The sequence below is a fragment of the Pseudonocardia sp. TRM90224 genome (assembly GCF_021245725.1).
Lineage (GTDB): Bacteria > Actinomycetota > Actinomycetes > Mycobacteriales > Pseudonocardiaceae > Pseudonocardia.
The window spans coordinates 19,174-41,715 of record NZ_JAJGSX010000021.1 but is presented as its reverse complement, the minus strand read 5'-3'; the positions used below and the strand labels follow the sequence as shown (position 1 = coordinate 41,715).

The window sequence follows — 22,542 nt, the reverse complement described above, 5'->3', positions numbered from 1 at the left end:
ACGGTCCTTCCGAGCGGCATGGCAAGGGGCCGAGGATAGTCGCCGCGTCCCGGCGGCCCGGCGTCGACGTGCCGCGCGGGCGGACCCTATGCGCGGAAGAGCGCGCTGTAGGCGTTGAGCGCGGGCTGGCCGCCCAGGTGCGCGTAGAGCACGTTGGAGTCGCGGCCGATCTCGCCGCTGCGGACGAGGTCGATCAGCGCCGCCATCGACTTCCCTTCGTAGACCGGGTCGATGATCATCCCTTCGAGGCTGCCGCTGAGCCGGATCGCGTCCAGCGTCGAGGCGACCGGGATGCCGTACCGGTCGCCGGCCCAGCCTTCGAGCACCGTGATCTCGTCGGGCCGCAGCTCCCGCCCGAGGTCGACCAGCTTCGCGGTGGCCCGCGCGATCCGCTCGACCTGGTCGCGGGTCTCGTCGATCTTCGCCGACGCGTCGATTCCGAGCACGCGGCGTTCGCGGTCCTGGCCCGCGAAGCCGGCGATCATCCCGGCCTGCGTGGAGCCGGTGACGCTGCAGACGACGATCGTGTCGAAGAAGATCCCCAGCTCGGCCTCCTGCTGGGCAACCTCGTCGGCCCACCGCACGAACCCGAGCCCGCCGAGGCGGTGGTCCGACGCGCCGGCGGGGATCGGGTAGGGCACGCCGCCGCCCGCGCGGACGCCCTCCAGCGCGCGTTCCCAGCTCTCCTTGAACCCGATGCCGAACGTCGAGTCGACGAGCTCGACGTGCGCACCCATGATCCGCGACAGCAGGATGTTGCCGACCCTGTCGTTCACGGCGTCGGGCCAGTCGACCCAGCATTCCTGCACCAGCCTCGCCTTCAGGCCGACCTTGGCGGCGACGGCGGCGACCTGCCTGGTGTGGTTGGACTGGATCCCGCCGATCGAGACGAGGTGCGTCGCGCCGATCGCGAGCGCGTCGGGGACCAGGTACTCGAGCTTGCGGGTCTTGTTGCCGCCGAAGGCCAGACCCGAGTTGCAGTCCTCCCGCTTCGCCCAGATCCGGGCGCCGCCCAGGTGCGCGCTCAGCCGCTCCAGCGGGTGCACGGGGCTCGGGCCGAACGTCAGCGGGTGGCGGGGGAAGTCGGCCAGAGCCATGTCCGTCTCATTCCTCTTCGAGGGGGTCGATGATCGGTACGAGGGTTCGCCAGTTGGCGCGGGCGGCGAGCGCGGCCGCCTCGGCGTCGCCCGCGGCGCAGAGGGCGATGATCCGGTCGTGCTGCGCGACGGAGTCGCGCCCGGCGAGCGAGCCGAACCGCGCCCGTTCCAGCCGCCGCATGAGCGGGGTGAACTGGTCGAGCACCGCGCGGACGGCCGGGTTGGCGCAGGCCGCGACGGCGACGTCGTGGAAGGCGTCGTCGCCGGCGAGCGCGGCGTCGACGTCCTCGCGGGCCAGCGCCTCGGCGAACCGGGTGTTGGCCGCCCGCATCGCGTCGAGGTCGGCCGTCGTGAGCAGCGGGACGGCGGTGCGCACCGCGAGCTCGTGCATGGCAGCGACAACGGCCTGCGCCGCGCGCACCTCACCGGCGTCGAGCGGGCTGACGATCGTCGACCGGCCGGGGACCGTCTGCACCAGCCCCGACCGCTCCAGCCGGGCGAGCGCCTCGCGGATCGGCGTGCGGCTCACTCCCAGCCAGCCGGCCAGCTCGGGGTCGTTCAGCCGCTCCCCGGGCGCGAGCGTGCCGTCGACGATCGCGTTGCGGATCGTGACGTAGGCGCTGTCGCGGAGCAGGGTGCGGCCGATCTGACCATGACGTGGAGGGACCGGCATGCAATATATTGCACATCGGTCCGTCCGGCGCTGTCAACCCCAGCCCCGCCCGAACGGCCGACGCCGCAGGTCAACGTCGGTGGAAGACTTCGCGGCCCGCCCGCGTCACCCCACACCGATGGAGGTGCGAACCATGACCACACGCTCCGACCCCTGGCCCGCAGGCACACCGTGCTGGGTCGACATCGCCGTCCCCGACCTCGAAGTCGGCAAGGCCTTCTACTCGGCCGTGTTCGGTTGGACGTTCGTCGACACCGGCGAGGAGTACGGCCACTACAGCCTCGCGCAGACCGATGGGAAGGCCGCCGCGGCGCTCGGCCCCGTGCAGGATCCCGGCCAGCCCACGTTCTGGACGGTCTACCTCGCCTCCGACGACGTCGACGGCACCGCGAAGCTGATCACGGACAACGGCGGCAACCTGCTGTTCGACCCGATGGACATCCCCGGCAACGGCCGCATGTGCGTCGCACTGGACAGCACCGGCGGAGCGTTCGGCATCTGGCAGGCCGCCGGCATGATCGGCGCCGAGATCGCCAACGAGCCCGGCTCGCTGACCTGGACCGACGCCAGGCTCACCGACGCATCAGCCGGCAAGGACTTTCTATGCGGCCGTCTTCGGCTACACCTACGACCCCGTGCCGGGCGCACCCGACGACTACGCCACGTTCGCCGTCGACGGTGCCATCGCGGGCGGCATCGGCGGGATGATGGGCTCCCCGCCGGGGATCCCGTCGCACTGGCTCTCCTACTTCTCCGTCGCCGACGTCGACGCGGCCATCACCACCGCCGAGTCGTCCGGCGCCACCCTCGTCATGCCGGCCGCGAACACAGCGTTCGGACGGATGGGTGTGCTCGCCGACCCGTTCGGGGCAACCTTCGCCGTCCACCAGCCGCCGGCGACGTAATCCCTGGCCCGGGCGCCACGACCCAAATCCGGTAAGGCATCCTCCACATTTGTGAAGAGCCGTACCGCCCTGCTCGCCGCAGCCCTCGTCGCACTGGTCACCGCCGGGTGCACGACGTCGATCACCGGCACGCCGACGGCCGGAACCGCCGGCCCGTCCGGCGGTGCGGCCGGTCCGTCGATCTCGGAGGAACCCGCCGACTGGGCCGTGCAGGCGCTCGACCCGTGCGCGCTGCTCGCCGACACCCCCGTCAACACGACCAGCAACCCGTTCGCCACAAAACCGCACAACTGCGGGGTCGAGTACACGCTGCCCAACGGCGAGAAGGACCGGCTCGTCGTGCGCATCGGCACGACCTTCGACACCTTCGACCGCGCGCAGAGCAGCCCCACCAGCGTCGGTGGGCTGCGCGCCTACCAGATCCGCGACACCGAGGTGGACGCGTACACCCCACCGCAATGCGTGATCGACATCCCGATCTCCGCGACCCGCTCGGTGCAGCTGGAGGCGCTCTCGCTCGGCGGAGAACTCGACAAGGCCTGCAGCAACGCCCGCGAGGCAGCCGAGCCGGTCGCCGCGAAACTCGCCGACCCCGGCGCCAACACGCGCAACGGCCCGCCCACCTCGCTGGGCCGGTGGCACGCGTGCGATCTCCTCGAAACCGCGACCGGCCTCTACGCCGAACGCAACAAGCTCGGCAGCAGCAGCGCCGACCAATGCTCAGCGGTGGCCGAAGACAGCCCCGACAGCCCGAAGACCGACATCGAGTCCACAGGGGGCCCCGCAACGCTCGAACAACCCGCGTCCGACGACCGCCTGGTCACCCTCCCGCAAGGCCCGGGCCTGCAGAAGTCCTACGGCACGTTCTGCACCATCACGTTCGTCGCAGAAGAACTCCCCGGTGCTCCCACCGACTACGCCGCGCAGGTCACGACGCTCAAGACGCGCGGCGCGCAGGACAACTGCACCGCCGCTGCCGACGCCGCCACCAAGATCCAGAACACGCTGGCGAAGCCCGCGCCCGCTCCACCCGCACCGCCCGCGAAGCTCGGCTTCGCCGATGGCCAGACCGACGACATCCTGCCCATCGCCTGCGGACGGATCGGCAACGCGGCATCCGTCAACTGCCGCGAGGCCCAGCAGGTCGACGTCCCCAAGGGAGCGCGCGCACTGCTCGCGCTCGACGGCAAGGACCCGGCCACCGCGAACGTGACCTGCACGATTCTCAAGAACGTCGCCGAGCCCGTGATCGGGCCGACCGAGGTCGCCGCGTTCGGCGACGGAAGCTGCGTCGCCGCCGGCGACACCGGCTACTCGGTCACACTCGGCTTCTGGGCGGCGGACCCCGCAACCGGCTACTGCGCGGGCTTCGACCTGGAAAGGCAAGACATCCGGATCGCCAACAGGCCGGGTATCCGCTGCTCGCCCTCAGCAGCCAACTTCAACGCCATCATGCCGGCGCTCGGGGCCGACCCCGGAGCACCCGGTGTGGTCCTCGTCGACGGCACCGTCGACCACCCGCGCGGGGCCCGCACCAGTGACCAGGCAGTCACCGACGACACCCGCGTCAGCCAGCTCACAACGAAGATCATCGACGGTGTGATCACCCAGTACCTGACTTGATCCGCGTCAACTCCGCGATCCGAACCCCTGCAGCCGGATAACGCGCTGTCAGCTCCGCCCGCCCACCGAGCCGGAACCCCACCCACTCGAACGGCGGCGCCACCGTCGTACCCACCAACGACCACGCACCGGCCGAACTCGACCCCTGCCACACCCCCGCCGGCACCACCACCTGCGGCCGCTGCCCCACGATCACATCCGGCCCGAGCACCGGCTCCGCCACCGACCCGTCCTGATGCAGGAGCAACAAGCGCAACGCCGCTCCCGCGTACCAGTGGTACGTCTCGGTCGAGCCGAGCACGTGCATCGCGGAGAACTCCGGCGCGACCACCATGAAGTAGATCGCCGACGAGAACGCGTCCAAATGCGTCCGGCGGAACAACCCACCCTCGTCCGGCAACGGCTCGAGCCCCAACACCCGCGCCACCCGCTCCCCCACAGCACGCTCGTCGCCTTCCTCCCGGGCCCCCACCCCCACCCCCTCCCCGCCCTCCCGTGCCCCCGTGCCCTGTCCCCCGGTGGCCGCGTCGCGGTCGGCGGCCGCTCCGCCGCCGGCCGCTGCGGGCACCAGCCCGCCCGCTGCCCCGCCCGCTCCCTTCGCGCAGGCCTCGCCCTCGCGCACCCCTTCGCCCGTGCTCTCGCCCATGCCGAGCTCGGCGTCCCCGCGATCGACGGCGTTGCCTTCCGCGGGGTCTCGCCGACCGGTGCCCGCACCCGTCCCGTCGCCGGTCACCACGCCGGCACCGCCGACATCCCGCCGTCGACGACCAGGTCGTGTCCGCTCACCCACCGCGCCATCGGGGAGGCGAGGAACACGCAGGCGTCGCCGATGTCGGACGGCTCGCCCAGCCGGCCCAGCGGCGCGGCGCCGCGCCAGCTCGCGACCCCGTCCGGCCAGCCGCCCTCGATGCCCGGCCGCCGCACGAGTCCCGGCGACACGGTGTTCACCCGGATCCCGTGTTGCCCGTACTCGAGCGCACCCGCCCGCGCCAGCATGATCACCGCCGCCTTCGCGGAGGCGTAGTGGGCGTGGGACCGGGCCGGGCGGCTGCCCTCGATCGACGCGATCACGGTGATGGAGCCGCCGGCCGCCCGCATCCGTGCAGCCGCGGACTGCACGGTCACGAACGAGCCCGTCGCGTTGGTGTCGACGACGGCCCGCCAGCTCGCAACGTCCATCGTCTCGAGCTCCGCCACCGGCTGGATGCCGGCAGCAGCCACCACGGCGTCGAGCCGGCCGAACCGCTCGACGGCGACGTCCATCACCGCTGCGCACGCGGCGGGGTCGGTGACATCGGCTTGCGCGGCGACCGCGCGCCCGCCGCGCCGACCGATGCCCTCGACCACCTCCGCTGCTGCCGCCGCGCTCCGGTGGTGGTGCACCACCACCGCTGCGCCCGCGTCGGCGAACCGGGCCGCAACGCCGGCGCCGATGCCGCCGCTCGCGCCGGTGACGACGACCGTGGAGCCGCTGAGATCGGGAAGCGCGTGATCACGAAGCACATGCCGAGTGTGCCCGCTCCCGCTCTCGACTCCCGACTACTAGCGCTCGGCGTGCGCGCCTTCCGGGACCTCCCGCTCGGCCGGGAGGACCGTGAGCCGCAACGCCCCCGGCGCTGTTGCCGGCACCGCCGGCCGCTCCGGTGCGACCGGGGTGAGCCGCTGGTACGGCTCGCCCTGCTCGGGACGCGGGTCGGGCGCGCCCTTGTTCGGCCAGAAGGCGAACGCTCGCTCCGCCTGCGCGGTGATCGTCAACGACGGGTTCACCCCGAGGTTGGCGGAGATCGCCGCACCGTCGACGACGGAGAGCCCTGGATAGCCGTGGACGCGGTGGTACGGATCGATCACCCCCTTCCCGGGGTCGTCGGAGATCGCGCATCCGCCGATGAAGTGGGCGGTGAGCGGGATGTTGAACAGCTCTCCCCATGTGCCTCCTGGGTCGCCGCCGATGCGGGCGGCCGTGAGCTCGTTGGCCTGGTGACCGGCGGGGATGAACGCAGGGTTCGGTGCACCGTGACCCTGCTTGGAGCTGAGGACGCTCCGGCCGAACATCCCCCGCTTGACGAACGTGGTGATCGAGTTGTCGAGACTCTGCATCACGAGCAGGATCAACGTGCGCTCGCTCCACCGCCGCACCGACATCATGCGGACGAAGCGGAGCGGGTGCCGCACCACCTGCAGGACGAACTGCACCCACCTCGGTGTCCGGGCCGAGCCGTCGGTCGCGAGCGTCTGCAACAACCCCATGGCGTTGCTGCCCTTGCTGTAGCGCACCGGCTCGATGTGGGTGATCTCGTCGGGATGGATCGACGACGTGATGGCGACCCCACGCGAGAAGTCCCGATCGGGGTCGACGGTGCGTCGCGCCGCACCGATGATCGCCTCCGAGTTCGTCCTGGTCAGCTCGCCCAGCCTCGGCGAGATCCCGGGGAGCACACCCTGCGCCCGCATCCGGTGCAGGAGGTTCTGCGTGCCCCACGTGCCCGCCGCGAGGACGACCTGCCCCGCCGTGATCGTGCGTTCCCCCTTTCTCATCGAGGCGCCCGTGCGCCTGGTGGTGACCGCCCAGCCGCCGCCGGGCAGCTGCCGCACCCCGGTGACCGTCGTCAACGGGAGCACCCGCGCCCCGCGCTGTTCGGCGAGGTACAGGTAGTTCTTCACGAGCGTGTTCTTCGCGCCGACCCGGCAGCCGACCATGCACGCGCCGCACTCCGTGCATCCCGTGCGCTCCGGTCCGGCGCCACCGAAGTACGGATCAGGCACCCGCCGTCCCGGCTCACCGAAGTAGACGCCGACCGGTGTGGGACCGAAGGTGTCGGCGACGCCCATGTCGGCTGCGACCTGCTGCATCACCTCGTCGGCCGGGGTCGTCGTCGGGTTGGTGACGACACCGAGCATCCGGCTCGCCTGGTCGTAGAACGGCGCCAGCTCCGCCGCCCAATCGGTGATGTGCGCCCACTGCCGATCCGCGAAGAACGGCGCGAGCGGCCGGTAGAGCGTGTTCGCGTAGACCAGCGACCCGCCGCCGACGCCCGCCCCGGCGAGCACCATGACGTTGCGCAGCACGTGGATGCGCTGGATCCCGAAACACCGCAACCTCGGCGCCCACAGATAGCGGCGCAGGTCCCACGAGGTCGTCGCGAACTCGTCGTCGGCGAACCGGCGACCCGCCTCGACCACCGCGACGCGGTAGCCCTTCTCGGTGAGCCGGAGCGCGGCGACGCTGCCCCCGAAGCCGGAGCCGACCACAACAACATCAACATCGACATCAACATCGAAATCGGGCGCGACATCGGGCTCGGGCTCGACGTCGGGAACCGCGCTGGGGCGTTCAGCCATGCGCCGACGTTAGATGTAACTTCCGGTAACGCCTAGGGGGTCCTGAACGACTGGGGCCGTAGCGAGCGGCGTTCAGGTGGTGTCCTCGCAAGGCGCGCGGATGCGGCGATACCGCTGTTGTATCGACGTATTCGCGCAACGCCGCGAGGGCGCCGCCTGGGCGCCGCGCAGTAGGTCCCAGTTGTTCAGGGCGCTCCTCGGGCTCCGGCCCGGGAGGCCCGTTTCGTGGATGTCGGTGCGGGGTGCTGTCCATGCTTCGACGATGGCACGGTCGGCAGGCCTTCGACGGCCGGATCCGACACCTGTGGACAACCGCCGTTCGGCCGCACCCGATCGAGCGAATGTGCACAACCTCGGTCGCCTGCACTGCTCCGAACGGCTGGTTCGAGCCTCGTCCGTCCACAGGTGACAAGGCGCACTCCCACCCGCACGGTCGTGCGCGGTAGCCTGTCGCTCACAGTACGTCAGGGGAGGTCGGGATGGCTGCCCGCCGGCTGGATGGGCTCTCCGTCCGCCTGCTCGAGGAGATCGGCCGCCACTTGTGGGGCTTCCCTCCTCGGCTGATGTCCTACATCGTCGCCCACCTCGGGGCCGTCCCGGCGCTGGTCTGGTTCGTCCGCAACATGCCGCGCTACGAGCGCACCCTCGCGACGCTCGGACCGCTGCGCACCCACCTGGCGTGCATGGCGATCTCCCTCCACAACGGCTGCCGCTACTGCACATATGGCCACGCCTATGCCGCCGACCTGGTCTACCTCCAGCAGCGCGATCGAGTCCTCCCGGTCGGTCCGAGGACGATCGTGAGTTGGATCGGCGTGCCGGCCACCGAGCTGCGCGAGAACATGCACCGGCTCCTCCAGGAAGCCGACCTCCACATCGAGGTCCTGTGGATCGACCGCACCCTCGCCATGGCCCGCGGCGAGCAACGCGCAATGGACCGCGAAGAGGCACGGATCGCCCACCTCGTACGCATGTTCAATGTGTTGAACACGGTCGGGATCGCCGGGAAGGTCGAGCCCGACCAGGCCCACGACCCGCTCAACAAGGACGTAGCCCTCACCAACCTCCACATGCGTATGCGCGAGTCGATGGCCTAGTGGGGCCCCTGCCCCGGCTCACTTCTCGATCGGGATCCCCTGCCGCTGCAGCTCGCGCTCGACGGCCTCGATCCCCCGCTGGAACTCCTGGCTGCGGATCCGCTCGGGGGTCATGTAGAGGAACCGCTGGAACGTCACACCCTGCACGTTGCGCCGGGTCGGATCGGCGCCCGCCCGCAGCAGCTCCAGCACGGCGTCGGCCTGGTTGATCTTCGCGGCCTGGTGCAGTGCGGTGTTGCCGGTGCGATCGGCCATGTTGACGTCGATCCCGCTCTCGATCAGGAACGTGACCGTCTCCGGCCGCTCGTTGAACAACGCGTTCTGGATGGCGCTGCGCCGGGTCACGGTGTTCGGCGTCGACGGGTCGGCCCCCCGCTCGAACAGGAGCTTCAGCATCCGCGTCGAACGGAGCTCCGCGGCGAGATGCACGGCGGTGTCGCCGTTCACGTCGCCGAGCGCCGGGTCGGCACCGGCGTCGAGGAGCGTCCCCACCCCGCGCTCGTTGCCGGCGAGCACCATCCAGAGCAGCGGTGTCCGCTCGTGCAGACCGCGGAACTCCAGGTCGACGCCCTCCGCCCGCAACCGCTGCACGGCGGCGAGGTCGCCCGCCCCGGCCGCGTCGACGAGCTGGACGACACGCGCGTCGGCGAACGTCTCCGAGGCCTGCGGGCCTGCGCACCCGGCCACCGCGAGCACACCCACCAGCACACCAACAGCCGACCGGAGCCACCGTCCACCCATAGGCGGAACGCTAGTGATGGTCACCGGCCGGCAGTGCCGTGGAACTACCGATTCGATGGATCTCCGGTTGGCCGCCGGCCGCGAGCACCGACGCCCGCGCGAAGCGCAGCAGCCACGGCCGCATCCGGACGAGCGTGAGGCCCGGGTCCTGCGGCCCGCCCGGCCAGATCGTGGCGGGGTCGAACCCCGCCGGCGCCGGGGTGCCCGCGAGCAACTCCCACACCCGCTTCCGCTCGATCTCGTCGTCGACCACGTCGGTGTGGCACTCGGCGACCGCGGTGTCGTGGTTCTCCCGCCAGTAGGAGCACGAGACGTGCGGCGTCGCGGCGATGTGGCGCAGCTTCGGCGTGCCCGACCGGGTCGTGAGCCAGCCGAACAGCTCACCGTCGCCGGTCACCTCCCAGACGGGATGCACCACCCGCGAGCGAGGGCGTCCGGCTGTGTCGATCGTGACGAGCGTGCACCAGACGATCTCGTGGGCGAGCGCGACGAATCCAGCAACCATATTCACAACCATAGTTGTGTAACTGAGGTTGTCAACCTGCCGTAGAGTTCGCCGGTGCCCGTCACCGATGAACAGCTCGATTTCGCCGTGGTCGCCCAGCTCGCTGGGCTCGCCTTGACCGACCGCGCGCTCGAACGGGTCCGCGCGCGTGGGCACACGGCGCTGCGCGTCAGCCACGGCTACGTGTTCCAGCACCTCCTCGACGGCCCGATCACGATCGGCGAGCTCGCGCAGCACCTCGGCGTGACCCAGCAGGCGGCGTCGAAGGTGACCACCGAGCTGGACGCCACCGGGTACGTCCGCCGCACCTCCGACGCGGCCGACGGGCGCGTGCGCCGGGTCGAGCTCACCGAACGCGGCCGGGCCGCCGTCCGTGACACGCGCGAGGTCAGGGCCGAGCTGGTCGCCGAGCTCACCGACGCGCTCGGCGCCGATCAGGTGGAGTCAGCCCGGCGCACCCTGCTCGCGGCGCTCGACATCGCGGGCGGCACGGCGGCGGTCCGCCTGCGCCGCGTGCGCCCTCCGACGTAGCCGGATGAACGCCTCCGCGACGGCGAGGTTCACCACCCAGCCGAGCACCTGCCCGATCGGGATCAGCCCCGACGCCGCGGCCGCCGCACCACCCGCCGTGACCGAACCGGTCGCGATCTGCCCCACCAGCAGCAACGGGACGATGATCCGCGCCGTTATCGCGAGGAACGTCAGCGCATAGTTGCGCGCCATCCACGAGCGGTGCGCCTCGACGTCGCCCCGGCGGATCGCCCGCACCGCCAGCCAGGCCGTGACCAGCCACAACACCGCGGGGATCGAGAGCCCGACCTGCGTGACCAGCCGCCCCGACATGATCGCGACCGGTACCGCGAGCACCGCGGAGGGCACCACGCCGGCAAACAGGTACGTGCGCCCGATGCGCTTGTGCACCCGGCGCCGGGCCCGGATGGCGGGGACGAACTGCAACGGCCCGAGCACCAGCGCGACCATCGCCGTGCCGATGTGCCCCACGAGCAGCGCGTAGTACAGCGCGCCGGTCACCGCGAGCCGGCTCGACCCCATGTCGAGCGTCACGTACGGCGAGATCGCCACCGAGCCGACGACCACGCCGAGCGCGAGCATCGCCCACACCTTGCGGGGCCGCAGCAGAGGCTGCGACCGCCGCTCGCTCATCACCTGCACCGGCTGATTGTCGGCCGCGGGATGCGGCGGTGTCGTCAGCCTGCGAGCGCAGCCCCGCCTACCTCAGGCGGAGTACACGGCCCGGACGGATCTGAGGATCTGACGGATCAGACGTTGACGCCGTAGTCGCGCGCGATGCCTGCGAGGCCCGACGCGTAGCCCTGGCCGACCGCGCGGAACTTCCACTCGCCGCCGTGGCGGTAGAGCTCACCGAACACCATCGCGGTCTCCGTCGACGCGTCCTCCGACAGGTCGAACCGGGTGATCTCGCGCCCGTCGGCCGCGTTGACGACCCGGATGAACGCGTTGGTGACCTGGCCGAAGTTCTGCCCACGCTGATCGGCGTCGTAGATGCTCACCGGGAACACGACCTTCGTGACCTCCGGCGCCATCGCCGCGAGGTTCACCTTGATCGCCTCGTCGTCGCCTTCACCCTCACCGGTGAGGTTGTCGCCGGTGTGCTCGACGGTGCCGTCGGGGCTGGTCAGGTTGTTGAAGAAGACGAAGTGGTTGTCGGAGATGACCTTGCCGTTGGCGTTGAGGAGGATCGCCGAGGCGTCCAGGTCGTAATCGGCACCGGTGGTGCTGCGGACGTCCCATCCGAGGCCTACCAGGACGTTGGTGAGGCCGGGCGCCTCCTTGCTGAGACTGACGTTCCCGCCCTTGACCAGCGTGACAGCCACGTATCGCTCCTATCCCCTCGGTGCGGACGCGGCCAACCCTAGTACGGCGGCCCTGACGAAACACCCGGGTCGTCCACCATGACGTTTCGCCGTTTCGGGAGGAGCATCGGTGTCGACCCCACGGAGGTGGACGTGCCGGATGACCGCCCTGACCTCGGGCCGCTCGACGAACTCGTCGGGCGGCTGCTGGGCAACCTCGAGTCGAGTTTCGGCTCGTTCGGCGAGCGCCCGCCGCCCGACGAGCCCGGCACCCCGAGGAACGTGCGCACGCACCGGCTCGACCGGTTCGGCCGCGACCTCACGGCCGCGGCGCGGGCGGGCACGCTCGACCCGGTGATCGGCCGCGACACGGAGATCGCCGAGGTGCTGGAGGTGCTGGCGCGGCGCACCAAGAACAACCCCGTCCTCGTCGGCGACCCCGGCGTCGGGAAGACCGCGATCGTCGAGGGCATCGCGCAGCGGGTCGTCGAGGGTTCCGTGCCCGAGGCGCTGCGAGGGGTGCGGGTGGTCTCGCTCGACCTGGCCGGGATGGTCGCGGGCACCCGCTACCGCGGCGACTTCGAGGAACGGCTCACGAAGGTGATCGACGAGGTCGTCGCGGCCCGCCGTTCGATCGTGCTGTTCGTCGACGAGCTGCACGCCGTCGTCGGCGCCGGCGCGGCCGAGGGCGGGGCGATGGACGCCGGCACGCTGCTCAAGCCCGCGCTGGCCCGCGGCGACCTGCAGCTCATCGGCGCCACGACGGCCGGCGAGTACCGCCGGCACATCGAGAAGGACCCCGCGCTGGAGCGGCGTTTTGCGCCGATCCGGGTGGACGAACCGACCGTCGCGCGCACGATCGAGATCCTGCGCGGCCTGCGGTCCCGCTACGAGCAGCACCACGAGGTGCGCATCGACGACGCCGCGCTGGTCGCGGCCGCCGAGCTCGCCGACCGCTACATCACCGACCGGTTCCTGCCCGACAAGGCGATCGACCTGATCGACCGAGCCGGTGCGCGGGCCCGGATCACCGCGGCCGGCCCGCAGGCGGCGGCGCCGGTCGAGGAGGACGAGCGGATCGTGCAGCTGCGCCGCGCCCGCGACGTCGCCGTCGACGCCGAGGACTACGAGCGCGCTCATCTGCTCACCCGGGAGATCGACGCGGCCGGGGTGACGTTCTCGGTGCCGGCGGGCGATCCGGGGGTCGGCGCCGACGAGATCGCCGCGGTCGTCGCGCAGAGCACCGGGATCCCCGTCGCGCGGCTCACCGCCGGCGAGCGCAGCCGGCTGCTCGACCTGGAGGACCTGCTGCACCGCAGGGTCGTCGGCCAGTTCGCGGCCGTCGAGGCGGTCGCCGACGCCGTGCGGTCGGGACGGGCCGGGCTCGCCCACCCCGACCGGCCGGTGGGGTCGTTCCTGTTCCTCGGCCCGACCGGCGTCGGCAAGACCGAGCTGGCCCGCTCGCTCGCGGAGGCGCTCTTCGGGAGCACCGACGCGCTGCTCCGCTTCGACATGAGCGAGTACGCCGATCGGGCCAGCGCGTTCCGGCTGGTAGGCGCCCCGCCGGGGCACATCGGCTACGACGACGCCGGGCAGCTCACCGAGGCGGTGCGGCGCACCCCGTACGCCGTGCTGCTGCTCGACGAGATCGAGAAGGCACACCAGGACGTCACCGCCACGCTGCTGCAGGTGCTCGACGCCGGCCGGCTGACCGACTCGCACGGGCGCACCGTCGACTTCACGCACACCGTCGTGATCATGACGAGCAACCTCGGCGCCCAGGAACTGCTCGCCGCCGCGGCCGCCGGGCGGTCCGTCGAGGACGTGCGCGAGCTGCTCCTGTTCGCGGTGCGCGCCCACTTCCGGCCCGAGTTCCTCAACCGCATCGACGAGGTCGTGCTCTTCCACGCGCTCGGCCCGGAGGAGCTGCGGCGGATCACCGCGATGATGGTGGGCGAGACGGCGCAACGGCTCGCCGCGCAGCGGATCACCCTCGACGTCAGCGACGCCGCGCTCGACCTGCTGGCCACCCGCGGGCACCAACCGGAGCTGGGCGCCCGGCCGCTGCGGCGCACGATCGGGCGGGAGCTGGAGCGCCGGCTCTCCCGGATGATCATCGGGAACGAGCTGGTCGCAGGCGGGCGAGCGGTCGTCGACGTGGCCGACGGGGAGATCACCATCGCCGTGCGGATATCGTGACCGCATGGGCCGGGTCGGGCCAGTCACCCTCGTCGAGGTGGCGAGGGCGGCAGGGGTATCGACGACCACGGCGTCGGCTGCGTTGCGCAACTCGGGCCGCGTCTCGGCGCGAACGAGGGAGCTGGTCGAGCAGACCGCCGCGCGGATGCGCTACAGCCCCAACACGGCGGCGCGCTCGCTGCGTGGGGCCCGCACCGGCGCGATCGGGCTGCACCTCCCCGAGATCCTGACCCGCTCCGAGTACTTCATGTCGTTCGTCCTCGGCGTCGTCGACGAGGCCGGCGCACAGGACCTCGACGTCGTGCTGATCACCGGGCGGCACGCCGGCTCCGACGGCCGCTTCCACCGCGTCGACGGGCTGGTGCTCGGCGACCCGCTCGCCACCGACCCCGTCGCCGCACGGATCATGGCGGCCGACATCCCCGTGGTCACCTGCGAGCGGTACCCCGGGCCGGGCAGCGCCGCCGGCGTGGTGCTCTCCGACCACGGCGCCATGCTCACCGAGCTGCTCGACCACCTGCTCGCGGCCGGGGCGCGCCGGCCCGCGCTCCTCGCGTCCAGCTCGGTGAGCGACTGGGGTGCCACCCTGCAACGCGCCTTCCTGGAGTGGTGCCGCGGCCACGACTGCCCGCCCATCCTGCGCGAACTGCCTTATGGGGCGACGTCCGAGGTCGTGCGCGAGACCGTCGGCTCGCTGCTCGTCACCGACCCGGGCATGGACGCGCTGGTCTGCGCCCCGGACGGGTCCGCCGTCGCCGCGCTGCCCGCGCTGCGCGAGGCGGGTCGCGCCGTCGGCACCGACCTGCTGCTCGCCGCGTGCGTCGACTCGACACCGCAGCAGCACAGCGACCCGCCCATCACGGCGATCGACCTGCGTCCCCGCGAAGCCGGCGCAGCGTCCGCGCGGCTGCTGCTCGACATCATCGCCGGGCGCGCGCCGCACGGGACGGAGCAGGTGCTGCCGATCGGGCTGGACGTCCGCGCGTCCACCCGCGGTGGGTGAGCGGGGCGGGCCGGCGGGGTGCCTGGAAAGCCACTTTCCCGGCGTGTGGGGCCGGGAAGGTGGCTTTCCCGGCAACGTGTGCGTCCCGCATCCATCCGGTGTGCGCCGGGCGCGTGCGGACGGGGCGACCGGGCTCGCAGGCTCGGCGCACGCGAGGGCAGGAAAGCCACTTTCCGGCCCCCACAGGGCAGGAAAGTGGCTTTCCTGCCCTCCCCAACCCCCAGGTGAACCATTCGCGGCCGTCAGCCGAGGGTCTGCCAGGTGTCCGCGGTCACCCGGCACGGGCCGCCGGTGTGGGCGTGCAGGCGGCCGTTCGTGACGTCGAGCGCGATCGTCGCGAGCGACTCCCACCGGTCCACCAGCGGCTGAGCGGGGTCCGCGTGCGCGCACACGGCGCCGCTCCCGTGTGATCGGAGCAGGTGCGCCCGCGCTGAGTGGTCCTCGACGCCGAGCGCGCCGGCGAGCGCGCGCAGCTGGTCGAGCCGGTCGTAGGACGTGGACTCGTGGGCGAGCGTGCGCTCCCCCGGCGCCAGCGCGGCGTCGAGGAAGTGGTTGGTGTGCAGGAGCGTTCCCGCCGCGTCGGGGTGCACGACGCCGACGCCGGCCGGGCTCAGCTCCAGCACCACCGCGTCGTCCGCGGTCACGACGGTGAGCACCGTCGACGCCGAGAGCCGCGCCGAGCGGGCCAGCGCCACCGCATCGGCGGTCGACCTGGCCTCGTCGAGGATCCGGCGGGCGACGACGTGCACGGGCACGCCGATGTCGGCGCTGTCGGTGGCGTGGCGCAGCACGTTGAAGTGCACGCCGACGCCGTGCCCCGAGACGCCGATCTTGCCGACGATCCCGACCTCGGTGAACGTGCGCACGGGCCCGTCGGGGCCCTCGATCGTCCACAGGAGCATCCCGGCGCGCAGCCAGTCGAGCCAGTCCCACGTCTGCACCGTCACCGGCGCCCCGCCGGAGCGCACCACGGCCGTCGAGCACTCCCCTTCGCCGCCGGCGCGCACCGCGGCGAGCACCTCGGTGCGCCCGTTCAGCGCGCCCACCTGCCACGGCGCGAGACCCGAGCCCTCGGCGAAGCCGTCCATCTCGGCCGCGAGGTCGGGTGCCCAGCCGCGGGCCGCGTCGAGCGCGGCCGCGCCCCACTCCCTGACCTGCGGCTCCGCCGCACCGTGCTCGGCGAACAGCCGCTGGTAGCCCTCGAACCCGTTGCGCAACGGCTCCCGGAACGCGGCGCCCAGCTCCTTGCCCCGGTCGAACGGGTCGGCAGCCGTGGAGACGTGTTGGGGGATCATTCGGCCGCGCACAGCACGGCGTCCCACGCGACCTCGGACGCGAGCGCGCCGAGGCCCGCCGACGTGCCGGTCGGCTCGACCTCGTCGGTGGTCACGGTGAACAGGATGTCGCCGTCGAGCTCGGTGTGGAACGGCTGGATCGCCCGGTGCATCGAGCTGTGCACCTGCGTGCCGAGCTGGTTCAGGGCGCGGTCGTCGAGGCGGACGTTCGTGACGAGCACCGTGAGCGTCGTGTTGCCCGCGATCGCCGGCACGGGCGCGCCGGCCGCCGCGGCGGCGTAGTCGTCCACCGGCGGTGTGCGCACGCCGCCGTTCACGTTGCCGCGCACCACCCGTCCGGACCGGTCGACCACCACCCCCACGGCGTTGACCACCGTCGCGACCAGCACCTTCATGTCCCCGAACGCCCGGTAGGCGGCGCCCTGCCCGCAGAACTCCGCCCGTCCGAAGTCGATCTTGCCGACGGACGCCGACCGGCCGGCGCCGCAACGCCCGACCGGGAACCCGCCCGCGACCGCCGACCGCAGCGCAGCCCTGCCCAGCTCGGCGTCGGGGACGACGGCGGTGTCGCGGGCCGAGAAGTCGTAGATCACCGCGCCGGACACGTGCGGCAGCGCCGCCCAGTGCGTGCGGTTGTCCGCCCTGCTCAGCAGCTCCCGGTTCACCCCGGCGGCCGCCTCCAACCCGTACACCGAGCCGCCCGCGAACACGATGGCCTGGCTGAGCGGGTAGCCGCCGCTCAGCCCGACGGCGCCGCCACGGGCGTCGACCGCCGTCCGCGCACCGGCCGGGAAGTGCAGGACGGTGCAGCCGGTCGGGCCTTCGGCGTACTCGGCCGTCCCGACCAGCACCCCGTCGATGTCGAACGGCACCACGGCGCGGCCGGGGCTCGGCTGCGGGGTCAGCCCGCCGTCGTCGTTGCCGACGGCGCCCGCGGCGAACGTCGAGGGTCGCACCAGGCGGATGTCCCCATGAGTCACAGTGCCTCCAGAACTCACAGTGCCTCCAGCAGTCGTTGCGAGTACTCGTGGGCGGGGCGTTCGTAGAAGACGGCGGCGTCGGCCGTCTCGACGATCTCACCCCGGCGCATCACCGCGATCCGATCCGCGACGTAGCGCACAGCGCCGAGGTCGTGCGAGATGAACAGCGCCGCGAACCCGTGTGCCTCCTGCAGGTCGCGGATCAGGTTCAGGATCTGGGCCTGCACCGAGACGTCCAGCGCGCTCACGGCCTCGTCGAACACGAGGAACGGCGGGCGCGTGATCAGCGCCCTGGCGATCGAGGCGCGCTGGCGCTGCCCGCCGGACAGCTGGTGCGGGTAGCGCTGCGCGAACGACGGATCGAGCCCCACCTCCGCCAGCGACTCCGCGACCTGCGGCGCGGTGTCGCCGCCGCCGAGCACAGCGAGGGGTTCGGCGACGGAGGCTCCGATCCGCATGCGGGGGTCGAGCGACCACTGCGGGTGCTGCAGCACGGCCTGCATCCGGCCGGCGAGCGCGCGTCGCCGACGGGGGAACGGGCTGCCGTCGAACCGGACGGTGCCGCTCGTCGGGGCGCGCAGCCCGAGCGCCACCGCGCTGGTCGTCGTCTTGCCAGAGCCCGACTCGCCGACCAGCCCGAGCGTCTCCCCCGGATCGACCCGCAGCGACACCCCTCGGATCGCCCGGATCGACGTGCGGCGCAGCGGGCCGCCCATGCGGAACGTCACGCTGACGTCGTCGAGCTCCAGCACCGGCGTCACCGCGCCGCCCCCACGGGCGCGGGGAGGTGGCAGAGGACGTCCCGATCCAGGTCGCCGACCAGCGGCGGCCGGTCGACGGTGCACGGTTCCAGCACCGCCGGGCAGCGCGGCGCGAATGCGCAGCCCACCGCCGCGCCGGTCAGCACGGGCGGCTGACCGGGCACCGGGACGAGCCGCTCGCCGCGGCCCGCCGCCGACGGCACCGACCTGCGCAGCGCGGCCGTGTACGGGTGCCGCGGCGCGACCAGCACCTCGGCGGCCGGCCCTGATTCGACGACCCGCCCGCCGTACATCACCGCGACCCGCGAGCACCGCTTCGCAACAGCCGGCAGGTCGTGCGAGAGCCAGAGGATCGCCGTGCCCGCGCCGGCCGCGAGGGTGAACACCAGGTCGAGCACCTCCTCGCGGACCTCGCTGTCGAGCGCCGCGGTGGGCTCGTCGGCGATCAGCAGCGCCGGTTCCGACGCCATCGCCATCGCGATCGCCACCCGTTGCGCCATGCCGCCGGAGAGCTGGTGCGGGTAGGCGGCGGCGACCCGCGCGGGGTCGCGCAAGGCCACCCGCTCCAGCCAGTCGAGGACGGCGGCGCGCCCCTGCCCGCGCAGGACGTGCCCGAGCTGCCGCCCGATGCGCATCGTCGGGTCGAGCGCCCCGATCGGCTCCTGGAACACGTATCCGAGCTGGTCGCGGCGCATCGCGCGGCGCTGAAGCGGGGTCATCGCGGCCACCGACACCCCGCCGACCCGCACGTCACCGGCGACGGTTCGCGCCGCCGCGGGCAGCAGGCCGCCGACGGCCGCGCCGAGTGTCGACTTGCCGGAACCGCTCTCCCCGACGACGCCGACGGTCGCGCCCTCCTCCACCACCAGCTCCGCGCCGTCGAGTGCCCGGACGGTGCCATCGCCGGAGCCGTACTCCACCACAAGTGCCTCGACGTGCAGGAGAACCGTCATTTCAGGGCCCTCGAATCTCTCGGCTCCAGCCGGTCACGCAGCCCGTCCCCGAACACCGTGATCGCCAGCACCGCCGCGACCAGCACCATCCCCGGCCAGACGAGCAGCCACGGCGCCGCGAGCAGGTAGATCCCGCCCTGCTGGATGAGCGCGCCGAGCGACGAGGCCGGCGGTTGCACACCGAACCCGAGGAAGCTGAGCCCGCCCTCGACGAGGATCCCGACCGACAGGGCGTAGGTGCCCTGCACGGCGACGGTGCCGGCGACGTTCGGCAGCACGTGCCGCGCCAGCACGTACCGGTGGGACGCGCCGCTGATCAGTGCGGACGTGACGAAGTCGCGCCGGGCGACCGTCTCGGCCGCGACCTTCACGAGCCTCGTCATCAGCGGGACGGTCACCAGCACGATGCTCGCCAGCGTCGCGGACCGCCCCGGACCGAGCACGGCCGCGACGAGGATCGCGAGCACGATCGTCGGGAACGCGTAGAGGACGTCCACCCCTCGCAGGACGACCTCACCCACCCAACCGCCCCGGTAGCCGGCGACGAGCCCGAGCAGCGTGCTCGCCGTCGCCGTCACGGCCACCGCGACGGCCGAGAGCAGCAGCGTCGTACCGATGCCGGCGAGCACCCTCGGCAACATGGAGCGGCCGAGCTGGTCGGTGCCCAGCGGCCACTGCCCGTCGGGTGGCGCGAGCCGCGGCCCGACGATCGCGTCCTGCGCCCCGCCGACCCCGAGCAGCGTGCCGGCGAGCGCGGCGCCGACGAGCAGCGCGAGCACGGCGAGACCGGCCAGCGAGAGCCGGTCGAGCCCTCGGATCCAGGTCATCTGGCCTCCCCCGCCGAGCCCAGCCGCGGGTCCAGCACCCCGGTCGCGGCGTCCACCAGCATGTTCAGCACCACGAACACGGCCGCCGCGAGCAGCACCCCCGCCTGCACCACCGCGTAGTCGCGCCGCCCGACCGCCGCGACGACGTACGAGCCCACGCCGGGCAGGTTGAACAGGTACTCGACGATCACCGCGCCGCCGAGCAGGTAGGCGGTGATCGTGGTCAGCACGACGAGCACCGGCATCGCCGCGTTGCGCAGGACGTGCCGCACGACGATCGTGAACGGGCTGTCGCCGCGGGCCACCGCCGCGGTGATGTAGGGCTCGACGAGCACTCCCATGACCGCGTCGCGGGTGGTGCGGGCCGTGACGGCGACCGCGAAGAACGCCAGCACGGCGGCCGGCAGCACGATCGAGCGCAGGTTCGCGCCGACGTCCTCGTCGAGCGGCCGGTAGCCGCCGATCGTGAGGCCGAGCGCGAACCGGGAGAAGACGAACACGACGAGGCTGCCGAGCACGAACTCCGGCACGCTCACGCCGATGCCCCCGGCGAGCCGGCCGGCGGCGCCCCCACGGCCACCGGCCCGCACCGCCGTGACGATGCCGAGCGGCACCCCGATCACGGCCGCCGCCGCCACACCGAGCAGCGTCAGCTCGACCGTCACCGGCATCCGCAGCAGGAACTCGACCGTCACCGGCTCACCGCTGATCATCGACGTGCCGAGGTCGCCGCGCAGCACGGCGGCGAGCCACAGGCCGTACTGCTCGACGACGCCGCGGTCGAGCCCGTAGCGGGCCGACACCTCGGCCTGCTGCTCCGGCGTCGCGAACGGGCCGAGCACCACCTCGGCGAACCCGCCCGGCATGAGCCGGGACGCCGCGAAGATCAAGATCGAGACGAGCGTCAGAGTGGCAGCCGCGCTCGCGACGCGGCGGGCCCACCAGCCGATCAGGCGCACGGCAACCCCCTCACCGACCGAGGACGCGGAAGTCGGCGGCGCGGCGCAGGACGTTGCCGTAGCCCTCGGTCGCGAACACCGTCGGGCTGACGGCGTCGGCCCGGTAGCCGACGACAACCGGCCTGGTCACGAGCGGGATCATCTGGGCGTCGCGGTCGACGGCCGCGCACAGCTCGCGCAGCGCGACCGGGCGTCCCGGGCCTTCCGGTGCGGCGAGCGCGGTGTCGACGGCAGCCGTGAGCCCGGCGTCCGGCGCCATGAAGCCGATGTTGAACTGGGCCTGCTCCGGCTTCCACCACTGCGCGACCATGCCGGCGTCGGCGTAACCGGCGAACCACGAGAGCGCCGCGTCGAACCGGGCCGGCACCTCGCCGTAGACGGCGCCCGCCCAGCTGCCCTCGTCCAGCTGCTGGATGGTGACGCGCACGCCGATGCGGGCGAGGTTCTGCTGGATCACCTGCGCGACGGCGGGCGCGGGCTCGGTGGAGAACGCGGTGAGGGTGAAGGACAGGTCGGTCGCGCCGGCCTCGGCGAGGAGCCGGCGGGCCTCGTCGAGATCGGCCGTCGCGGACGGGAGCGCTGCCGGGTCGCAGGCGTCCGGGAGGCCGGCCGGGGTGACGCCGGTGGGCGTGCCCAGGCCCGCGGTGGCGACCGCGGCGATCTGCGTGCGGTCCATGGCGATGTTGACCGCGGTGCGGACGCGCGGGTCGGCGAACTTCCCGCCCGGCGCGTTGTTGTTGAGCATCAGGTAGTAGAAGTCGGTGGTGGCCTGCGGGAGCGCGACCACACCGCGGACCCCGGCGAGCAGCTGCGGGGCGTCGACGTTGCCGAGCACCGCGAAATCGGCGCTCTGGTTCTGCAGCGCGGCGATCCGCGTCGACTCCTGCGGGACGATCGAGACGATGATCTTGTCGGCGGCCGGCCGGGCCGGCGCCCAGTAGCCGGGCCGGCGGGCGAAGCGCCACAGCACGTCCTGGCGGTGGAACTCGGCGACGAACGGGCCGGTGCCGAGCATCGTCGTGGCCGGGTCGACGGTGCCGGCGGCGATCTCACGCATCGGCAGCACCGCGGCCGGCGTGTTCGCGAGCGCGGCGAGGAACGGCGTGTACGGGCGGTCCAGCACCACCCGGACGGTCCGGTCGTCGACCGCGGCGACCGACGCGACCGGGCCGACCTGCGTCGCCCAGACGCCGGGCCCGGCGAGCAGGCGCTCGAGGCTGCCGACGACGTCAGCGGCATCCATGGGCCGGCCGTTGGCGAACGTGACGCCCTCGCGGAGGTGGAAGACGTACTCGGTCGGGCTCGGCGTCTCCCAGCTCACCGCGAGACCCGGCTCGATCCGGAAACCCGGGCCGATCACCACGAGCGTCTCGTAGACCAGCGACATCAGCTGCCACGAGACGGCGACGTCGGCGAGCTGCGGGTCGAGTCCGCTCGCGGCGCCCGTGTCGATCGGGATCTGCAGCTCCAGCACACCGCCCGGCGGGGCGGCGGGGTCGGCGATGGCGAGCAGGCCCGGTGCGACCGGGGTAACGGTCGGCGCGACGACGGGGGCCGCGCACGCGCTGCCCAGCACGGCGGCGGCAGCCACGAGCACGGTCCCGATCCGTCGCACGGAGCCTCCTGCCGGAACGTTACGCATTGGGCAGTGATTAGAGCGTCCGCCCCCTCCGCCCGTCAAGGGGTGGGTGCGGGAGGGTTCAGGAAAGCCACTTTCCTGAACTCTCAGGACAGGAAAGTGGCTTTCCTG

22 protein-coding genes and 2 pseudogenes are annotated in these 22,542 nt (G+C 72.7%); 7 read left to right on the top strand and 17 right to left on the bottom strand.

The window, feature by feature from the left end; translation table 11 throughout:
* Nucleotides 1–86: 86 nt before the first annotated feature.
* Entirely contained in the window at nt 87–1,097 is a 1,011-nt protein-coding gene (locus LL648_RS26060) for a 1-aminocyclopropane-1-carboxylate deaminase (protein WP_232665361.1), read from the bottom strand.
* A gap of 7 nt (nt 1,098–1,104) precedes the next feature.
* Nucleotides 1,105–1,770 carry a GntR family transcriptional regulator gene (locus LL648_RS26055; protein ID WP_232665360.1) on the bottom strand — a complete coding sequence of 222 codons (666 nt, stop codon included), beginning with the start codon at nt 1,768–1,770 and terminating at the stop codon, nt 1,105–1,107.
* Between LL648_RS26055 and LL648_RS45815 the strand changes: the two are divergent.
* Nucleotides 1,769–2,194: pseudogene (locus tag LL648_RS45815) on the top strand (VOC family protein); the annotation flags it as partial. The gene LL648_RS26055 and the pseudogene LL648_RS45815 overlap by 2 nt on opposite strands.
* Here the strand turns inward: LL648_RS45815 and LL648_RS26050 are convergent.
* Nucleotides 2,128–2,346 (bottom strand): hypothetical protein, encoded by a 219-nt coding sequence (locus LL648_RS26050; protein ID WP_232665359.1) that lies wholly within the window; start codon nt 2,344–2,346, stop codon nt 2,128–2,130. The pseudogene LL648_RS45815 and the gene LL648_RS26050 sit on opposite strands and share 67 nt — an antisense overlap.
* A gap of 17 nt (nt 2,347–2,363) precedes the next feature.
* On the opposite strand from LL648_RS26050, the pseudogene LL648_RS26045 reads away from it, so the two are divergent.
* Both LL648_RS26045 and LL648_RS26040 read left to right on the top strand, forming a co-directional pair.
* Nucleotides 2,364–2,675, top strand: a pseudogene (locus tag LL648_RS26045) (VOC family protein); the annotation flags it as partial.
* Between the two features lie 51 nt (nt 2,676–2,726).
* Nucleotides 2,727–4,298, top strand: a complete 1,572-nt coding sequence (locus tag LL648_RS26040) for a hypothetical protein (protein WP_232665357.1) — start codon at nt 2,727–2,729, stop codon at nt 4,296–4,298.
* Here LL648_RS26040 and LL648_RS26035 read toward each other — a convergent pair.
* Genes LL648_RS26035 through LL648_RS26025 form a run of 3 tightly spaced genes read right to left on the bottom strand, consistent with a single transcriptional unit; the run spans nt 4,279 to nt 7,637 of the window.
* Nucleotides 4,279–5,034, bottom strand: coding sequence for a cupin domain-containing protein (locus LL648_RS26035; RefSeq protein ID WP_232665356.1), 756 nt, complete (start codon nt 5,032–5,034; stop codon nt 4,279–4,281). The two genes, LL648_RS26040 and LL648_RS26035, sit on opposite strands and share 20 nt — an antisense overlap.
* Nucleotides 5,028–5,801, bottom strand: a complete 774-nt coding sequence (locus LL648_RS26030) for an SDR family NAD(P)-dependent oxidoreductase (RefSeq protein WP_232665355.1) — start codon at nt 5,799–5,801, stop codon at nt 5,028–5,030. Before LL648_RS26030 ends, LL648_RS26035 begins: the two co-directional genes overlap by 7 nt.
* Before the next feature lie 39 nt (nt 5,802–5,840).
* Nucleotides 5,841–7,637, bottom strand: coding sequence for a GMC family oxidoreductase (locus tag LL648_RS26025; RefSeq protein ID WP_232665354.1), 1,797 nt, complete (start codon nt 7,635–7,637; stop codon nt 5,841–5,843).
* A 479-nt stretch (nt 7,638–8,116) separates the two neighbouring features.
* Here LL648_RS26025 and LL648_RS26020 point away from each other — a divergent pair, with 479 nt between their 5' ends.
* On the top strand, nt 8,117–8,734 hold the full coding sequence (locus LL648_RS26020) for a hypothetical protein (RefSeq protein WP_232665353.1): 618 nt from the start codon (nt 8,117–8,119) through the stop codon (nt 8,732–8,734).
* 18 nt (nt 8,735–8,752) lie between these two features.
* Here LL648_RS26020 and LL648_RS26015 read toward each other — a convergent pair whose 3' ends face one another.
* The gene (locus tag LL648_RS26015) at nt 8,753–9,475 is read right to left on the bottom strand and encodes an ankyrin repeat domain-containing protein (RefSeq protein WP_232665352.1); all 723 of its coding nucleotides are present in this window, start codon (nt 9,473–9,475) and stop codon (nt 8,753–8,755) included.
* Nucleotides 9,476–9,485: 10 nt separating this feature from the next.
* Nucleotides 9,486–9,980 (bottom strand): pyridoxamine 5'-phosphate oxidase family protein, encoded by a 495-nt coding sequence (locus LL648_RS26010; protein ID WP_232665351.1) that lies wholly within the window; start codon nt 9,978–9,980, stop codon nt 9,486–9,488.
* Between the two features lie 54 nt (nt 9,981–10,034).
* Between LL648_RS26010 and LL648_RS26005 the strand changes: the two genes are divergently transcribed.
* Entirely contained in the window at nt 10,035–10,511 is a 477-nt protein-coding gene (locus LL648_RS26005) for a MarR family winged helix-turn-helix transcriptional regulator (protein WP_232665350.1), read from the top strand.
* Here LL648_RS26005 and LL648_RS26000 read toward each other — a convergent pair.
* Together LL648_RS26000 and LL648_RS25995 are read right to left on the bottom strand one after the other, a co-directional pair.
* Nucleotides 10,425–11,144 carry a DUF2306 domain-containing protein gene (locus LL648_RS26000; protein WP_232665452.1) on the bottom strand — a complete coding sequence of 240 codons (720 nt, stop codon included), beginning with the start codon at nt 11,142–11,144 and terminating at the stop codon, nt 10,425–10,427. The genes LL648_RS26005 and LL648_RS26000 overlap by 87 nt on opposite strands.
* A gap of 116 nt (nt 11,145–11,260) precedes the next feature.
* Nucleotides 11,261–11,836 carry a TerD family protein gene (locus tag LL648_RS25995; RefSeq protein ID WP_232665349.1) on the bottom strand — a complete coding sequence of 192 codons (576 nt, stop codon included), beginning with the start codon at nt 11,834–11,836 and terminating at the stop codon, nt 11,261–11,263.
* 132 nt (nt 11,837–11,968) lie between these two features.
* Between LL648_RS25995 and LL648_RS25990 the strand changes: the two genes are divergently transcribed.
* Together LL648_RS25990 and LL648_RS25985 are read left to right on the top strand one after the other, a co-directional pair.
* On the top strand, nt 11,969–14,014 hold the full coding sequence (locus tag LL648_RS25990) for an ATP-dependent Clp protease ATP-binding subunit (RefSeq protein WP_232665348.1): 2,046 nt from the start codon (nt 11,969–11,971) through the stop codon (nt 14,012–14,014).
* A gap of 4 nt (nt 14,015–14,018) precedes the next feature.
* A complete protein-coding gene (locus tag LL648_RS25985; RefSeq protein ID WP_232665347.1) occupies nt 14,019–15,017 on the top strand; it encodes a LacI family DNA-binding transcriptional regulator in 999 nt (332 codons plus the stop codon).
* Nucleotides 15,018–15,259: 242 nt separating this feature from the next.
* Here LL648_RS25985 and LL648_RS25980 read toward each other — a convergent pair whose 3' ends face one another.
* The 7 genes from LL648_RS25980 to LL648_RS25950 are packed head-to-tail and all read right to left on the bottom strand — an operon-like array spanning nt 15,260 to nt 22,407.
* Nucleotides 15,260–16,312, bottom strand: coding sequence for a C45 family autoproteolytic acyltransferase/hydolase (locus tag LL648_RS25980; protein WP_232665346.1), 1,053 nt, complete (start codon nt 16,310–16,312; stop codon nt 15,260–15,262).
* Nucleotides 16,309–17,292: a P1 family peptidase gene (locus tag LL648_RS25975; RefSeq protein ID WP_232665345.1), complete on the bottom strand. Its 984-nt coding sequence runs from the start codon at nt 17,290–17,292 to the stop codon at nt 16,309–16,311. The genes LL648_RS25980 and LL648_RS25975 overlap by 4 nt, the downstream gene beginning before the upstream one ends.
* 14 nt (nt 17,293–17,306) lie before the next feature.
* The gene (locus LL648_RS25970) at nt 17,307–18,044 is read right to left on the bottom strand and encodes an ATP-binding cassette domain-containing protein (RefSeq protein WP_232665344.1); all 738 of its coding nucleotides are present in this window, start codon (nt 18,042–18,044) and stop codon (nt 17,307–17,309) included.
* Nucleotides 18,045–18,049: 5 nt separating this feature from the next.
* Nucleotides 18,050–19,006, bottom strand: a complete 957-nt coding sequence (locus LL648_RS25965) for an ABC transporter ATP-binding protein (RefSeq protein WP_232665343.1) — start codon at nt 19,004–19,006, stop codon at nt 18,050–18,052.
* Nucleotides 19,003–19,833 carry an ABC transporter permease gene (locus LL648_RS25960; RefSeq protein WP_232665342.1) on the bottom strand — a complete coding sequence of 277 codons (831 nt, stop codon included), beginning with the start codon at nt 19,831–19,833 and terminating at the stop codon, nt 19,003–19,005. The genes LL648_RS25965 and LL648_RS25960 overlap by 4 nt, the downstream gene beginning before the upstream one ends.
* Nucleotides 19,830–20,792, bottom strand: coding sequence for an ABC transporter permease (locus LL648_RS25955; RefSeq protein ID WP_232665341.1), 963 nt, complete (start codon nt 20,790–20,792; stop codon nt 19,830–19,832). The genes LL648_RS25960 and LL648_RS25955 overlap by 4 nt, the downstream gene beginning before the upstream one ends.
* Nucleotides 20,793–20,802: 10 nt before the next feature.
* Nucleotides 20,803–22,407 carry an ABC transporter substrate-binding protein gene (locus LL648_RS25950; protein WP_232665340.1) on the bottom strand — a complete coding sequence of 535 codons (1,605 nt, stop codon included), beginning with the start codon at nt 22,405–22,407 and terminating at the stop codon, nt 20,803–20,805.
* Nucleotides 22,408–22,542 lie beyond the last annotated feature (135 nt).

Excerpts from the sequence above, each read along its gene's own strand:
- LL648_RS25985 (WP_232665347.1), top strand. The coding sequence starts at position 14,019 with ATGGGCCGGGTCGGGCCAGTCACCCTCGTCGAGGTGGCGAGGGCGGCA.
- LL648_RS26055 (WP_232665360.1), bottom strand. The coding sequence starts at position 1,770 with ATGCCGGTCCCTCCACGTCATGGTCAGATCGGCCGCACCCTGCTCCGC.
- LL648_RS25960 (WP_232665342.1), bottom strand. The coding sequence starts at position 19,833 with ATGACCTGGATCCGAGGGCTCGACCGGCTCTCGCTGGCCGGTCTCGCC.
- LL648_RS26025 (WP_232665354.1), bottom strand. The coding sequence starts at position 7,637 with ATGGCTGAACGCCCCAGCGCGGTTCCCGACGTCGAGCCCGAGCCCGAT.
- LL648_RS25980 (WP_232665346.1), bottom strand. The coding sequence starts at position 16,312 with ATGATCCCCCAACACGTCTCCACGGCTGCCGACCCGTTCGACCGGGGC.
- LL648_RS26010 (WP_232665351.1), bottom strand. The coding sequence starts at position 9,980 with ATGGTTGCTGGATTCGTCGCGCTCGCCCACGAGATCGTCTGGTGCACG.
- LL648_RS26000 (WP_232665452.1), bottom strand. The coding sequence starts at position 11,144 with ATGAGCGAGCGGCGGTCGCAGCCTCTGCTGCGGCCCCGCAAGGTGTGG.
- LL648_RS26020 (WP_232665353.1), top strand. The coding sequence starts at position 8,117 with ATGGCTGCCCGCCGGCTGGATGGGCTCTCCGTCCGCCTGCTCGAGGAG.
- LL648_RS26015 (WP_232665352.1), bottom strand. The coding sequence starts at position 9,475 with ATGGGTGGACGGTGGCTCCGGTCGGCTGTTGGTGTGCTGGTGGGTGTG.
- LL648_RS25965 (WP_232665343.1), bottom strand. The coding sequence starts at position 19,006 with ATGACGGTTCTCCTGCACGTCGAGGCACTTGTGGTGGAGTACGGCTCC.
- LL648_RS26060 (WP_232665361.1), bottom strand. The coding sequence starts at position 1,097 with ATGGCTCTGGCCGACTTCCCCCGCCACCCGCTGACGTTCGGCCCGAGC.